Here is a 15,496-nt window from a genome sequence, read left to right as displayed (position 1 = left end):
TCTGATAAAAGAAAAGATATTCTGATTGTCACTCATATTGACTTACACCCTTTGCGTCAATATGATTCACCTATTCACAAATTGACGTACTATTAACCTAACCTGACAGACTGCTGTATAATATGACTATCTGCTTTTCTTACCTCGAGGCCGCCATGTTAAAAGTCACTGATGAAGACCTTGACGGGTTACCCGGCCCCGAGCGGTGGATGTTGGTTGTCATGGCGTCCCTTTGTGACTCAAAGACCGGAACACACTACTGGAGTCAGAAACGTATAGCGGCAAAAGCTGGCGTGTCACTTGCCACAGCAGGTAGACAAATAAAGTCACTGGCATCTAAAGGGTATATAACTGTAATCAGTGGGAAAGAGCAAAGCGCCAGTAACATTTACAAAGTAAACCTTGACCCAGTAATCAGAAATAAGGCTCGGGAAGCGTACGCGAAAGGCGAGACATACCCAGAGATGAAACCGAAAGATACAAGGGCTTGGGCAACTGACATCATCATGGACTTTGAATAAAGGGGCTGTATGCCCCTTTTTTGTGCCTAATCGTTTTAAATCGGCGTGTAGATCGTGTCCCCGGTGTAAGGTATATCTTCGTCCCGGCCTTCAATCTCCCATGGTTCCCTATCGTCCAGTAGAGTTTCTGGAATATCCCGGTATATAACTCGATATGCAAACGGAGACCTGATACTTGCCCTTACTGCCTCAATGGTTCGGTATAGCATATTCCCCCGGTAGAACGACACCCACCAAAAACCACGACCCTTTGCTGCTTCCTTTGGGTTCACAACGATCTTACTGAAATGCATCTTCAGCTTGATATTGAACTGGACATGGTCTGATATCAGGGTTTTCAACTCGGCTATATCATCGTTAGTGGTTGGATTCGCCGTTGCTTCTGATAGCTTCCTATTTGCCTCTGTAAGGCTATCTTTTGCTTTACCTAACAACGACAACAAACTGTCAAGAATGTTCTCTGGTGCGGTTTCAAGGCGTGTTGCCAGTGACTCTACACGGTTACGATAGAAAGCAATTGTCTTATTCAGTTCAAAGGTTTTTGAATCATCTTTTGTGATGATCTTCATATGATCCAATGCCCAGAAAACACACTGGTCAAGGTCTCTGATTGGAGTACTATCACAAGTCCCAGTCTGGTTACCTTTGCATACCCAACTGTAATACTCTTTCGTTTTACCCTGTACCTTCTGCCTTGATATCTTCTTAAACATCTTTTCATTGCACTGGCAATATACAATCCCCGATAGATGGTTACTTGCTTTCGATTCTTGTCTACCACCCGCGTACTTTGTCGCCCTACTGCTAACCTGCTTGTATTCTCCAACTGTCGCTATTGAAGGGAAGTATCCGGGGATCATATCTTGCGCATGGAATTTGGTTGTCTCATCTACGCGGCCTATCGTATAAGTCCCGATGATAACCGGTTTTCGTAAGGTATCGGATATAGTTGTACGGTTCCATTTATCAGACCATGGTGGTTTGTATAATGGATCTCCAAGCCTTGCGTTAAGTTTCTTGGCAATCAATGAAAACCCATCACCTGCAAGCCTTCTTTCGATCATGAACCGAACCACAACTTGCCTATCGTTCAGGTAATAGTCTTGTGTCTCTGAGTCGTACGATATCCAGAAGGGGAGTCGCTTCCTGATAGGTATGCCCTGACGTGCTTTGTCTTTGAGTTTATTCTTCGCGTGACTAACCCTTTCCTGCAGATTTTGGCTGTACTGGTTAGCCATGTGGATATAAGTCGCGAGTCTAATAACTTCGTCGTAACGGTTCGGTGAGTCCCGGTTAAGGTGCATGCCTTCTTGAATCAGGACTATCTCTACACCGGTTTCTAGGATGTCTGATATGAGCTTCTGAGTCTCTTGGATAGGCCTACGACTTAACCGGTCGATCTTCTCACAGAGTAATATGCTACCTTCTACGATCTTCCCGGCCTTACACAGCCCAAGGAATTCAGACAACGCGGGGCGTCGGTCGATCGTGTTACGAAATCCTGATACACCAAGCTCCCGATAGCTTTGAGGTGATAACACATAGGTGTTGTCTGATATCTGGTTTTGCTGTTCAACCCATCTCTCGGCCAAAAACATTTGCCTATCAAGGCTTGACCCAAGTTCTTGTTTAATGCTTGAAAATCGGATAAAACTTAGGCATTCGATTGTTGACATATAAACCCCTATAATTCATAGGGTTATTATGCCACAGAAAACGCGGTAGTGATTAACGGTTTATAGTTATACGCTTGGCAGGATACTCAAAACCAGCATTAATCAAGGCGCTGCGCACCCTGTCCTTACTTTCCCTCACCGCTGTTTCCGGCAAACCGACAATATTCAGTGCGGGCAAACCGTTGGACAGGTGTACTTCCACCTGAACCTTCGGAGCTTCAATGCCCAGGCGGGCGCGGGTATGCACAACGGCTAAGGACATCGTGTCTGGTAACTCTGCTGAAAGAAGGGGGACAAGTCTAGCTTGGTAAATTCAAAACACATGATTCTTGTAGAACTTATCCCCAATCCACAGCTCTATTGAGCACAGGCGCCTTTCAAGACCTGGCAGTTCCCTTGCAATTTAAGGACGCCCCCCTTTCCACACTGTGGCAAACACATCGCTAATCGACTGGGCCTTCAGGATGTCGTTATGATTTACACCCTCAAGGAGATCGACATCCACATCGTTATGGTTTGAAGCTTTCAGAATCTCATGAAGATCCTCTGTGTTTTGAGGCCGGGTTATTTTGTCCAGCTGTCCATGACGCAGATAGATTTTCGTATGCTCTGAAATAGCCTGAATATTTTGATCAGTCTCCATATTGAATTTGAGCAACCACTTCGGAATTTTCACCCCCATAAGCATGTCCCCAGCTGCACGAGCGAGGCTTGTAAAGGGGGAAAGGAGAACCACTGCATCCGGATTGTTCTGAGCGGCAACCCAAGCGGCCATACCAGAGCCCAACGACACCCCCGAGACTGTGACTCTTTGATACTGGTTACTCAGCAGTTGATAAAACCTGTTGGCATCATCCAGTAAAGTTTGCCCGTTAACAGGCTCCAGATCATTCCTGAACCCCCGGTACTCCGGGATAAGAATATCGACACCATGTTCACTGCAATACTGAGCCAAACTCTGATCATCCGGCGTCAGACTATGAAAGAGAGACCAGCCGGCTAAATCGCAACTATCACCATTTCCGTGGTAGTGGATATGAAGTGTTCGGTCATGGGTTTCACGTTTGCTCCTTGAACGTATCAATAGCCCACCCAGTTGGTGCCCATCAGCGGTTTCAATGAACACTCGCTCAGATATACCAAACCCAGGAACAGTCTCTAGCCGAAGTGTTTGAATAGAGAAAGGTATTTTAGATTCGGGAAAGTACCCTGTACCCAGAAGGGTTCCGGGCAATACAACAGCTTCTTCTACAAATCGAGCTAACCTTGCAGCAGCGTCCACAGATTTGCCGCGCACAAGCGACAATGTACTCAACTGCAAAACTTTCCAGGGAAGCTTCATATTCTCAGGAATGAGAGAATACTGGCGGAATTTCTCGACCTCGGGATGACTCCCTTTCCACTGTACGTTAGCCGTGAAAACCACTTCAGGTAAATGTTGATAAGTGCCGGGAAGCACACTGGCAGGTCTGGATCGGAACCAGAATGCATCACCGTCCTGAGGCAGAGTCAGCAAACCCGCAACATGTTGCAGACGCTCCGGGGAAACCTGAACAGTATGGCTTTGTTCAGGATGGCTGAGACCAGCCATAACCCCTTTCACCAGTGAAGCTGTGAGAGGGGAAACCACAGCCTTCCCTTCCGCAACCTCTGCCAGGTTAATATCAGCCCACCAATATTCACCCTTACTATTATCAATATCCAAAACCACGGGCTTTTGCCAGCCAGAATCAGTGAAAGGAATAGCTTTTAGCTGCAGGCGCCCATCAGCAAGGTGTTCATAAGCGAGTATCAGCCTTGATATTGACTGGTTGATGCAATTTTTTCTCAACTGATACAGGCTTTTTATCAGAGATGATGCCGTGTTTTCTGTCCCTGTGAATTCTTTTTCTATAGGGGGAAACTCAATCATCAAGGCCGGCTTGTAGTTGGAAACACTCTGCGTCTCAGGGCAGGTCAGGATGGTTAAATCAGCAGGGCTTTGGCTGCCTTCAACAATAACAGGTTGTGTTTTGCACTGAAAGAAGGCTGAAAATTCCGTCTGTAGTTCCGGCCATACAGCCTCCACGCCTGTGTAAAGCGTGTTAGCAGCTCTGATCCACGGCGTTACGTTTCCTGCCCATTGATCTCCAAGGGCAGCGGTCATGGCAAAATCTCCCAAACTTGGCAGCACCCGCAACCTGCTTCCTGGCCTCATCATGAGATAGCCTGTCATATTCAGCAGTGGCCACCCCAATGCCGGCACCCAATTGTATTTCAGCCTGTCTGCCAGAAACCGGTGAACAAATCCTATGGAAAAACCTGAAACAACAGCGGCAGTAAGAGGGAAGGCAATTTCATCCCTTGCCATGCGCATTGTGGGGCTCCAGGCTCCTTGAGGTTGAGTAGAGAAGTGCCCGGACGTTATGAAATGTGCGGGAACAGAATCCAGTGGATGCATCTCCGCCTTACTCCAAAGGGGGAACAGTGCCGTTATGACTATCACTACCCCTGAAACTTTTCTGATGGCTCTTAAAGACATGGCCCGCACATTTGTTCAATAAAGGAACAAAAGTAGCAGCTAACCACCAACCCCTATAACAATTTGCAGCTTTTGCAAAAGCTCATCCAATTATCACAAATGCGTCAGCCACTCCCGCTGAACATATGCTCAAGTTGTGATGCTATTGGATGGTTTAGGTGTTAACCAATTGGTTAGAAATCATCGCTGCCAAGAAACTTTCGTATTCAGAACACATCTATTCCTACTCGTATTACAGTCAGGGTGTGAGTCCTCAGCATGGGCCCAGTTTCTACTACAAAACACACTTCGGCTTCTCCGCCTGAAGCCTCAGCGTCTACTGTTGCAGAAACTAAGGTGCAACAGCCCGGAGGGCGCTATGTCCAGACCCTCACACGTTTGGGGTTTATCTATATCCCAAGAGCTACCTGGAAAATAGCAGCCGAAAGGCAGCCTTCTGCTCCATTTCATGTCACCGGACAAAGGCTTGCGGTGATCGTCCCTCCCTGTATTAGCAGGCATTCTCACCTGACTTTGGATATTGCCGGACTGGACAACGGTCGGCTACAAGGTGCAGGTAAGGGAGATTGGGTTGGAATTCGCATTGAGCAACTGCATTACACCTCCACTGAGGGCTATAAGTGTACTTTTTTTAGACGACTACAGAACTGTTTCCATGCAGAAGCATCTGGCCTGCCAAACCTGCAGGACATTATTATTCTGGGAAATAGCTGGCTCTCCAAAGCGAACCTTCCACTCTCCCTTAGAGATGAGCATGGCCGCCTCTTTGAGCCCCCTCCGAAGCAGATAGAGTCCTTGGTCAAGACACTCTCACTAGCCACGGCTCCCACCGAGACAGCACAAGCCCTTGAGTCAGAAGACTCTGAGGATGACGAAGACCTCAGGGAAGAGCCTTCTGTTCAGTCCCCCTGCGAACAAGAAGCTGCCAAGAGTGAAACTCAAACATCTCAGCGTACCCGCGCAAAGAAAAAACAGAAGCCCAAGGGGAAGAAGAAAAAGCACTCTGCTAAGAAAGCAGGCAAGCCGAAAAGAAAAAGTTCACAGCAGCCCCATCATGTTCCACATCCCCTTGGAAGTCTTTCACCTTCTCCGGCAGGCGAACCTGTGCGTATAACCCCCAAAGAAGACTCCTGGTTTACGTTACTGGGTAAGAATCTGGTTGATGCCCTGAGTGAACTGGGTCAAAGCACTTTTTCCAGTATAATTTCAGAAACTGGGAAAGAGGATGCATACATTGTTCGAGATATATTAGGCCGCCTCCTCCCTCAATTTCACAAATATGAATACATTGATAGAATATGGAAAAAATATCCGTATTTATGTGTCCATCAATCCGAAATTCTGGCCCTGAGAGACAAAGCCACATTAGGTCTTGAGCTTCCTGAGTACTGGCCAACGGCTATAGCCTCTTACGATAAACTATTCGAAAGGCAGTGTTCCAGTTGGGAGAAGTTCTCTACGCTTTGGGATCAAGAAAGCAGTCTGGGGGTTCCTGTACTGAAAGAGCTTACTCCAGAGGACGTTCCTGAGCTGGTAAGCTACCTTAAAAGCGAAACAGGTAAACCATCACCTTTGGTACGCCTGTGTGTTCTCATTATCATTAACTCACTCTGCCATGAAGTCATGCACTATGGCTCAATCTTGAGTGAGCATCGTGCCCTGTATAGCAGCAGCCTTTTATGTCACCTTTTTCCTGTTAAACTTCTCAGGCATTGCAATGCTATTAACGCACATTGCGCCGAGTATTGGGAGTTGCTGATAAAGCAGGCAGAGCCTATTGAATTCAGTATGCGATCTCGCTCTGTTCCAGACTTGCTACTCTACATCATCAATGACCGCAAGTATGGAAGTGTTGAAACAATTGAAAAAGCATACGACTTTTTCACTCTGCTTTTCTCACTGACAAGTGAAACCGGCGCTATTGTCAGGGAGTTTTCAACAGAACAAGTGTATACCCTCGAGCAGCGTATGGTGCCAGAAATCGATGATTCTGCATTTATTAAGGGAAAAGCCACTCTGGACACAATGTATCCGGCTCTGGACTTTTATCACTCTCTTCTGGAAAAGGCTCAGGAAATTAAAGAAGAGGGGGTAGCCGCTAAACTCAAAGCATTTGAAAAGATGAAACAGAGAAGAAGCTCTCGTAAATAAAAATCAAATTTGAATGGTCAGGGGCTTTTCCAGGAAAGTACCCGGACCATTTCTTTCAGAGCCCTCAGGAATCCAGCCACTGTTTACGAACACATTCCAGCTTTTCAGCCAGTTCTTCCTGACTGTCAGCCCGCACATTCACATGGCCTATTTTACGCCCCGGACGGGACGTTTTTCCGTACCAGTGGAGGAAGTGCTCTGGTTTCACCAGCGCTGTTGGTGGAGCTGTATTATCAGAAAGGGTTTTGCCCAGCAAGTTGTACATACCTGCCACGCCGCAATGTCTGGTGCTACCTAAAGGCAGATTGGCAATAGCGCGTACATGGTTTTCAAACTGGCTGGTATCGGCACCGTTCATCGACCAGTGGCCACTGTTATGAACCCGTGGAGCCAGCTCGTTCACAATCAGCTCATCACCAAGCACAAAACACTCAACAGCCAGAACACCCACATAGCCCGTTTTTTTCAACAAAGCTGAAATGTAATGTTCTGCTTTGGTTTTGATTACGTCGGACAAATGGGGAGCCGGTACGATGGATGAATGAAGAATGCCACCTTTATGAACATTTTCACCGGGAATGTAAGAGACAATGGAGCCATCAACATTGCGGGCACCGATTACAGAGATTTCCCGCTCAAATGGAATCTTCTTTTCAACAATCCATTCAAACTGTGCGTGCTTATGCTGGCTTTCACCTTTGAGGATAAGTTTTCGATCATCCTCAAAAGCAGCAATGTGATCTGCGCTATCAATCACCCATTGGTTATGTCCGTCGTAACCATCTTCTGTGGATTTCACAACAACGGGTAAACCACCAATGGCTTCAATGGCTTCAGCCAGCGGCTCTTCATCCTGAATACGAACCCAGGGAGACGTCTCAAGGCCAGACTCTTTCACCAATGTTTTTTCCCGATGACGGTTCTGGATTTTCCATACTATATCGGGGTCTGGGAAAACAGGGCAAAAATTCTTTAATTCCTTCATCAAAGCCACATCAACAGCTTCGCGTTCAATCGTAATGGCATCGGGCCGGCCAAGAGCCTGATACATCTCCAAGGCCGACATGCCTTCAGTAATTATTACGACATCACCCAGCCCTGAAATGCAGGCTGTTGATTCTCCCTTGTCAGCGAGGAAGCTAAAATCAATTCCCATGTTCCAGCCGGACAGAGCCAGCATTCTGGACAGTTGCCCACAGCCTATAATCGAAATTCGCATGATGAGTTTACTTATTCTACGTTTTCAGGCACTTGTTCAGTCTGGCGAGCGCGCCACTCAATCAGTCTCTGGGTGAGAGCCTTATCGGAGGTGGCCAGAATCTGTGCAGCCATCAATCCGGCATTGGCAGCTCCTGCATCACCAATAGCCTGTGTAGCAACAGCCACACCTTTTGGCATTTGAGCGATGGATAATAGACTATCCACGCCACTGAGAGTGCGGCTTTGAACAGGTACAGCCACTACGGGTAAGTGAGTCATGGCAGCGATCATTCCAGGCAGGTGGGCAGCACCACCAGCACCGGCAATAATCACTTTGCAGCCTTTGTCAGCAGCAGTTTTAGAGAATTCGACCAATCGGTCGGGGGTACGGTGAGCAGACACAACCCTGGCCTCATACCCGACTTGAAGCTGATCGAGCATTTCAGCGGCCTTTTTCATGGTTGGCCAGTCTGATTGAGAACCCATCACTATTTGAACCAAAGCTGTTGTCATCGAACAGTCCTGCTTTGTATTTTAAGAGAGCGGCGATAATCTCGAGCGATGGATTCTATCAGGTTTCCATTGTTTTGGTGCGTTATCTGGTTACAGAAATTTAATCATCTTGAACAGCTTCTATTTCCTCACTACTGTCAGGAATAACAGCATCCGCCACAGCTACTGTGCCTTTGACAGCCAGTTTTGTAACGCCAATAGCTCCCTTCACACCAAGGGCTGCCACATCAATGGTTGTGGATACAACCGCGTCAGCCACAGAAATCACCGTGCAGCCAGGCAGCAGGGGCAAAACAAGTAAGCACAGGGCAGCGAAAGATTTCTTCATTGGATTAGAGAAAACCAACCAAAATAAACACAGGGCAATAAGTACCGGGCCCTTGCTTTTACATGATGATGGCGAGTAGCTTTTTCCGCTCTTCAAAGAATAGCGTCAGGAACGTAGCCCGCCACGTGACCAGAGTTATGACAAAGCAAGGGTTTGGGCACTTATATACATTAAAGCAGTAAACAAACCTGTTTTTTTATCTCTGGAATTATCTCTGTCTCAAACCATGAATTACGCCGTAACCAAAGGTTATTTCTCGGGCTCGGATGAGGCAGAGGCACCTTATCTGGCCAAAACCTCTGCCATGATTGAACAAGCTCTGTCACTGTTTTGTGAACGGTCCCGAAGTGATAGGCCTGTGCATATTGCCCCAGCACCAGTGTCATCTGGACATTGGGCAGTTGCTCCAGAAGCCGCGCTCGCCAGGTTTGAGCACACTCCGGGCGAGGCGGCAGATCACCAGACTTTCCTGTTCCCGGGTAACAGAAGCCCATGGGAATAATGGCAAACAGTTTTGGATCATAAAACTGCTCACGGGTAACACCCAGCCACTCCCGTAACCGATCACCGCTTGGGTCGTTAAACGGCAGGCCAGTTTCGTGCACCTTCCTGCCGGGCGCCTGCCCGGCAATCAGGATTTTGGCATCGGGGTGAAACTGGAGCACAGGCCGTGGGCCAAGAGGAAGATGCGGCTCACACAGAGTGCACTGCCGAACTGCATCCAACAGCGTTATGTACCCACTTCTGTCCATCAGCTCAGTCATGACATCTCCCCCTTTGCCTTAAGGGCTAAGCACCCAAACCATTGCTTTCGCATAGTCTGCACTTTAATAGCAGTGCACTATTCCTTTACGAACGGGCAGTGTAAAGGGGCTGGTCTTTCTTATCAGTGGCTGACCAAAAGTTAATATTGAATTGAGCATCATCGCTGATCTCAATACGATGCCAGTATTGTGGAGGGCTGGTTGCAAACTGGCCCGCTTCAATCACAACTTTCACTTCTGGCTCTTCAGCTTCGCTATTGGCAAAACCGAAGTAAGTGACAGTACCTTCCATCACACACAGCTGGCCGAATACGCCTTCTGCCGTGTTGTGGTGGGTCAGTAATGCAGCAGGTACATTCTCTTTTGTGAAAAAGGGAGTGGAGCGCTGAATTGTCCAGTCTGCAGGGATTCTTAAGTGGCTCATAGCTATTACCTCTTTACTGCAAATAATCAAACAGCTTGTGGTTTACAAAAACGCAGAATGTAGTGATCCGGGCAACCGGTCATATCCATGTCTTCCACCTCAAAGCCCGCTGCAGTCACCTCATTCACAGCCTGTTGAGGGGTTACGCGGGCGTTGCTGCCACGGAAGTCTACAAACACAACCTGCGTTGCATGGCTCACCTGATCAAACATATGCCCCAGGAACACATCCCGCTCTTTAATAAAGCGATAAACATTGGCAAGGAACACCACATCCAATCCTTCCGGCAGGCATGGATTGGTGAACTCGCTCTGGCGAGTTTCTACATTGGTGCGCTTTTCTTCCGCGAAACGGTTGTTCATATAGCTGATCATGTTCGCTTCCGTATCCAGCGCATACACCTTTCCTTCTGGTAACAGGTCAGAAAACTGGCTGGAGAAATAACCGGTACCCGCGCCGACATCAGCAATCACCATGTCTGGCTTGAGATCCAGAGTTTTCATAATGTGAGATGTGCGCTGCCATTCTTCACGGGTCTCGGAATCAAAAATCAGGCTCAGACGTTCGGCTTCGGAAAAACTGATTGGCTTAGGCTGTACCATGTGGAGCTCTCTTAAAAACTAGAAATAAATGAAATGTGTTCAAACCATCAGCGGAAGCTGACGCAGCAGTGGGAAGGACTCAGACATCCGATCGTCGGTGGTCACAAACCCTGCCAGTTGTTCGTCTGGAGTGAAGGCACGGGCAACCATACCCTGGGCATTCACTTCAACCTTCCAGTTCAGCTCATCGCCAGTTGTCTGGCCGCTGAACTGCATGGGCAATAACGGTGTTTTCACCTTCACCATGATATTGGGCAGAGTCAGGCTGGCAGTTTCGCCCAGCAGCACTTTTGCAAGGGAGCCGCCGCTCAGCATGATGGGCTGCAGGAATGGCAGAACTTTGCCGTTTATTTCGGCGCAATCACCGATAGCGTAGATATCAGGATCAGACGTTCGCAGACTCTTATCCACACAGATACCACGCTCAACGTTCAAACCAGCCTCTTTTGCCAGTTTGCTGTTGGGAATCAGACCTGCCGCAGAAATAATGCTATCTACAATATGAAGCTGACCGTTATTAAAAGTCACCTCCAATCCCTCAGCAATACGTTGAATACGGCTGATCTGGTTGTTCAGCTCCATCTTGCACCGTTGACCTGTCAGTACCTGCAACAGTCGCGCAGTCAGAAAACCCGGCAGCATACGGGACATCAACCCTTCAGCACGGTCAGTCAATACAACCTCACGACCGGAGCTGGCGAGATCCATAGCAATCTCGGTACCCACAAGGCCAGCACCAATCACCATAACCCGCTTGGAAAAAGCCAGCTTCTCCTGACCGGCACGAAACTCATCCAGACTGTTCAGAGTCAGAATATCGCCTGCGCCATCACCTTCCACGGAAGGAACAAAAGGTCGAGCCCCTGTTGCCAACACCAGCTTGTCGTAGGCGAGGGTTTCACTACCGGCCACAATCTCTTTACACTGAGGGTCTATGGACTCTACCGGCGTATGTGCCAGCAAACGGATATTCTGTTCCTGCGCAAAGACGACACCGGTCATCTTCACCAAATCGTCTGCCGACTGCTTTTTAGTAAACACATGACTCAACTCAGGCTTGGTGTAATCATCACCGCTGGAGCCTGTCACTACAGTGATGGGCAGCTCATTGGACTGCCTGCGCAGCATTCTCACCAGGTGGTAGGCAGCAAATCCGCTGCCAACAATTACAATTCCATTCTCCCTGTTTACCTCGCTCATGCTGCGTTCTCCTTTTGAACAGGTGCAAATACGTCTTTGCCAAGGCTGCAATCCGGGCAGAGGAAATAGTCAGGCACTTCACTCCATGGCGTACCTGGCTCTACACCTTGATTAGGCTCACCTTGCTCGGGGTTATAAACCCACTGGCATACGGTGCAGATCATGGAATCGCCATTACAGGTGGACGCTGGCGCTTTGGGCTCAGTAGCTTCTGCTTTATCGCAGCAAGGCTGTTGAACGACAGGTTCCTTCTTCTCCAGAACGGGGCGCACAATCTCTTGAGACAAGTCACGCAGTGTCCACTGGCGAGCCAGCTTGCGACCGTGTGCACGACACTCGGCAATCGCTTTACCGTCTGGCTTCCACTTAGATTTCAAACCTTCCACCGTTTCAAAACCGGCGTCTGTCAGCCGGGAATGAATACGATCCACCGCGCCGCCGTTCCAGCCATAGCTGCCGAAGGCTCCAGCTTTCTTGTTCTTAAAGCGCAGGCCGGTGATCTCTTCCAGCATGCCAGCCACTTTTGGCATCATCACGTTGTTCATGGTGGAAGAACCCACCAGAATCGCCTTGGAGCGGAACACGTTGGTGAGAATTTCGTTCTTGTCGTGGCGGGACACGTTGAACACTTTCACCGCAACCTGAGAGTCCACTTCATGAATACCCTGTGCGATAGCGTCGGCCATCATGCGGGTATTGTTGGACATGGAGTCGTAGAAGATGGTGATACGATCTTCCTGATAATCCTGCGCCCACTCCATGTATTTCTCGATGATCTGCACGGGGTTATCGCGCCATACGCAACCGTGGGAGGTAGCGATCATATCTACTGGCAGGTTGAAGCTCAGCACTTCCTTAATCTTGGCAACCACCAGCGCGCTGAATGGCGTCAGGATGTTGGAGTAGTAACGCTGGCACTGCTCCATCAGTTCGTTCTGGTCGATCTCGTCGTTAAACAGGCGTTCATCGCAGTAGTGCTGGCCGAAAGCGTCGTTGGAAAACAGAACGGCGTCGCCTGTCATGTAAGTCATCATGCTGTCTGGCCAGTGCAGCATGGGCGCTTCAACGAACACCAATTGTTTACCGTTGCCGATATCCATGCTGTCACCGGTTTTCACAACATTGAAGTTCCACTCAGGGTGGTGGTGGTGGCCTACAATGGAGTCGATTGCGTTTTCTGTGCAGTAGATGGGCGTGTTTGGAATCTTCGCCATCAGGGTCGCCAGTGCGCCGGAGTGATCTTCCTCAGCATGGTTAACCACGATGTAGTCGATCTCATTCAGATCCATTTCCTGTTCCAGATTCTGAACAAATTCGTGGCTGAACTTGCTGTCTACGGTATCAATCAGTACTGTCTTTTCTTCACGGATCAGATAGCTGTTGTAGCTGGTGCCCTTGGTGGTTTTGTACTCGGTGCCATGGAAGTCACGGATTTCCCAGTCACGTTGGCCAACCCAGTGGATGTTGTTTTTGATGTGAATAGTCATGCTGTCTCTCCAGTGGAAGGCTGACTGCCCTTTTGGCTCAACCTTCACAAAAAATTGTGAGTGCGTTTTCGCAGATACACTCACTAAAGCACTTGCCGTGCCAACTTTTTAAGTTGTTGATTTTTAAGGGTTCAGAGAAGGTTTTCAGAAGACCACCAGGAGCCATGATGTCATAATGACACTCATCAGACAGTGTCAAACAGACAACAGGTGTCTTTTTGACAATGCCCGCATATCACTTACACACCTTCAGCAATATGACTAATCAGAGAATGACCGATCTCACCAAACTGGCTTTGGAAATGACCTCCGGCATATCCTCCGAGGATCGTTTCAGCCGCATGCTCTCCATCGTTCGGGATCTGTTCCATTGTGAAGCCTCTGCCCTGCTGGAGCTGCAGGAACACAAGTTCGTTCCGCTTTCTATTGATGGTCTGGCACCGGATGTTCTGGGACGCCAGTTCTCGCTGCAGGAACACCCGCGACTGGAAGCCATTGCCCGGGCTGGTGACATTGTTCGCTTTCCGACAGATAGCGAGCTCCCCGACCCTTACGATGGGCTGATCCCTTCCATCGAAGGAGAGCTGAAAGTTCACGCCTGCGTCGGCCTGCCTTTAATAGCCAACGAGCGGCTGATCGGCGCACTCACCATTGATGGTTTTTCTCCCGATCAGTTCGACGGTTTCAGCGATGATGATCTGCGCACCGTCAGCGCCATTGCTTCCGCATCCCTCAATAACGCTCTGTTGATGGAAAAGCTGGAGAACCAGGCAGTCAGCTTTTCTCCACTCGAAGAGAACCAGCCCACCCAAAAAACGGCCACCAGCAATACTCAGATGATCGGGCAGTCTGTGGCGATGCAGGAGTTGAAAAAAGAGATTGAAGTGGTCGCCAATACCGAGATGACGGCACTGATTCTCGGAGAAACCGGAACTGGTAAAGAACTGGTTGCTGGCACCATCCACAACCAGTCTCCACGGGCAGAGAACCCCATGGTTTACCTGAACTGCGCGGCACTTCCGGAAAATGTGGCGGAGAGTGAGCTGTTTGGTCATGTAAAAGGTGCGTTCACAGGAGCCATCAGCAATCGCAAGGGCAAGTTTGAGTTGGCCGACAACAGCACACTGTTTCTGGATGAAGTGGGTGAACTGACTCTTGCCCTGCAATCCAAATTACTGAGAGTTCTGCAGTATGGTGATTTGCAGCGAGTAGGTGACGACAATCATCTCAAGGTAAACACCCGTATAGTCGCGGCGACCAATCGTGATCTGAAAGTGGAAGTCACAGAAGGCCGCTTCCGTGCTGATCTTTACCACCGCCTCAGTGTATTCCCGATTCATGTTCCACCTCTGCGGGATCGGGGAGAGGATGTGGTGTTACTGGCTGGCTTCTTTATCGAGAAGTGTCGTTCAAAACTGGGGCTTCGGCATTTGAGTCTGAGCGCCTCCTGCCATCGCCACCTGCTGGATTACAACTGGCCGGGAAATGTTCGGGAGCTGGAGCATGCCATTCACAGAGCAGCGATTCTTGCTCGTTCACAGCCTGTTGACGAATATGTGATGATTCTGCCGGAGCATTTTAATCTGCAAAGTGTTCGGTCAGCACCCGATAACCGCCCTGCACTACCGATACCGGCAACATCATTTTCCGGCGTCACAAACCTGAAAGAAGCCACTGATAGTTTTCAACGGAAAGTTATTAATCAGACATTAACAGAGAACAACAATAACTGGTCAGCTACAGCGAAACAGCTGGGTATTAACGCAGGGAATTTACACCGCTTGGCGAAGCGACTTGGCATAAAATAAAACCTGGATTACAAACCCTTCATTTTATTCAGAATACCTACGCGCCGTCCACAATTAACGAGAATGCCTGGCCACATTAAAAGCACATTCACTGGTGCCAGACACCGGAAAACTGCTTCGATATTGTAAGACTGCGGATAAATGGAGAATAAGCTACAAAAAATATGACCGGAATTAACTGGATTGCGTGTCAAATAAGAGATTGCAAAAAATCTGTAAAAAATAATGGCAAGATTCTGGAAAAGGAATTATAAATGGAAATGCGTGACATGAAGTCAGCGCTAACAATAACAATAATAAA

Annotated in this window: 13 protein-coding genes and 1 pseudogene; 3 read left to right on the top strand and 11 right to left on the bottom strand. The window is 48.5% G+C overall.

The annotated features are described in order from the left end of the window. Positions 1-155 precede the first annotated feature (155 nt). Positions 156-521: a helix-turn-helix domain-containing protein gene (locus E1189_RS07660; RefSeq protein ID WP_196221299.1), complete on the top strand. Its 366-nt coding sequence runs from the start codon at positions 156-158 to the stop codon at positions 519-521. A gap of 35 nt (positions 522-556) precedes the next feature. On the opposite strand, the gene E1189_RS07655 is transcribed toward E1189_RS07660, so the two are convergent. The 3 genes and pseudogenes from E1189_RS07655 to E1189_RS07645 all read right to left on the bottom strand — a co-directional run bounded on the left by E1189_RS07655 (position 557) and on the right by E1189_RS07645 (position 4,718). Then, positions 557-2,197 (bottom strand): recombinase family protein, encoded by a 1,641-nt coding sequence (locus E1189_RS07655; RefSeq protein ID WP_155159440.1) that lies wholly within the window; start codon positions 2,195-2,197, stop codon positions 557-559. 58 nt (positions 2,198-2,255) lie between these two features. Continuing rightward, positions 2,256-2,459: pseudogene (locus tag E1189_RS07650) on the bottom strand (magnesium chelatase domain-containing protein); the annotation flags it as partial. 141 nt (positions 2,460-2,600) lie between these two features. Further along, a complete protein-coding gene (locus E1189_RS07645) occupies positions 2,601-4,718 on the bottom strand; it encodes an alpha/beta hydrolase (RefSeq protein WP_230460251.1) in 2,118 nt (705 codons plus the stop codon). Between the two features lie 258 nt (positions 4,719-4,976). Between E1189_RS07645 and E1189_RS07640 the strand changes: the two genes are divergently transcribed. Beyond that, positions 4,977-6,869, top strand: coding sequence for a hypothetical protein (locus E1189_RS07640; RefSeq protein ID WP_155159438.1), 1,893 nt, complete (start codon positions 4,977-4,979; stop codon positions 6,867-6,869). Positions 6,870-6,933: 64 nt separating this feature from the next. On the opposite strand, the gene E1189_RS07635 is transcribed toward E1189_RS07640, so the two are convergent. From E1189_RS07635 to norV, 8 genes are all read right to left on the bottom strand, one after another. After that, positions 6,934-8,088 carry a 5-(carboxyamino)imidazole ribonucleotide synthase gene (locus tag E1189_RS07635; protein WP_155159437.1) on the bottom strand — a complete coding sequence of 385 codons (1,155 nt, stop codon included), beginning with the start codon at positions 8,086-8,088 and terminating at the stop codon, positions 6,934-6,936. An 11-nt stretch (positions 8,089-8,099) separates the two neighbouring features. After that, a complete protein-coding gene (gene purE / locus E1189_RS07630) occupies positions 8,100-8,582 on the bottom strand; it encodes a 5-(carboxyamino)imidazole ribonucleotide mutase (RefSeq protein ID WP_155159436.1) in 483 nt (160 codons plus the stop codon). 100 nt (positions 8,583-8,682) lie between these two features. Continuing rightward, positions 8,683-8,841 carry a hypothetical protein gene (locus tag E1189_RS07625; protein ID WP_155159435.1) on the bottom strand — a complete coding sequence of 53 codons (159 nt, stop codon included), beginning with the start codon at positions 8,839-8,841 and terminating at the stop codon, positions 8,683-8,685. A 239-nt stretch (positions 8,842-9,080) separates the two neighbouring features. Beyond that, positions 9,081-9,674 carry a uracil-DNA glycosylase family protein gene (locus E1189_RS07620; protein WP_155159434.1) on the bottom strand — a complete coding sequence of 198 codons (594 nt, stop codon included), beginning with the start codon at positions 9,672-9,674 and terminating at the stop codon, positions 9,081-9,083. 85 nt (positions 9,675-9,759) lie between these two features. Further along, the gene (locus E1189_RS07615) at positions 9,760-10,098 is read right to left on the bottom strand and encodes a TehB family protein (RefSeq protein ID WP_155159433.1); all 339 of its coding nucleotides are present in this window, start codon (positions 10,096-10,098) and stop codon (positions 9,760-9,762) included. Positions 10,099-10,124: 26 nt separating this feature from the next. Beyond that, positions 10,125-10,700: a class I SAM-dependent methyltransferase gene (locus E1189_RS07610; RefSeq protein ID WP_155159432.1), complete on the bottom strand. Its 576-nt coding sequence runs from the start codon at positions 10,698-10,700 to the stop codon at positions 10,125-10,127. Positions 10,701-10,739: 39 nt separating this feature from the next. Continuing rightward, a complete protein-coding gene (gene norW, locus E1189_RS07605; protein WP_155159431.1) occupies positions 10,740-11,900 on the bottom strand; it encodes an NADH:flavorubredoxin reductase NorW in 1,161 nt (386 codons plus the stop codon). Continuing rightward, positions 11,897-13,387, bottom strand: coding sequence for an anaerobic nitric oxide reductase flavorubredoxin (gene norV, locus E1189_RS07600; RefSeq protein ID WP_155159430.1), 1,491 nt, complete (start codon positions 13,385-13,387; stop codon positions 11,897-11,899). The genes norW and norV overlap by 4 nt, the downstream gene beginning before the upstream one ends. Before the next feature lie 224 nt (positions 13,388-13,611). Here norV and norR point away from each other — a divergent pair, with 224 nt between their 5' ends. Beyond that, a complete protein-coding gene (gene norR / locus E1189_RS07595) occupies positions 13,612-15,195 on the top strand; it encodes a nitric oxide reductase transcriptional regulator NorR (protein WP_268921608.1) in 1,584 nt (527 codons plus the stop codon). Positions 15,196-15,496 lie beyond the last annotated feature (301 nt).

It is taken from the genome of Parendozoicomonas verongulae (assembly GCF_009711465.1).
Taxonomy (GTDB): domain Bacteria; phylum Pseudomonadota; class Gammaproteobacteria; order Pseudomonadales; family Endozoicomonadaceae; genus Sansalvadorimonas; species Sansalvadorimonas verongulae.
This window is presented reverse-complemented; position numbering and strand designations above follow the sequence as displayed.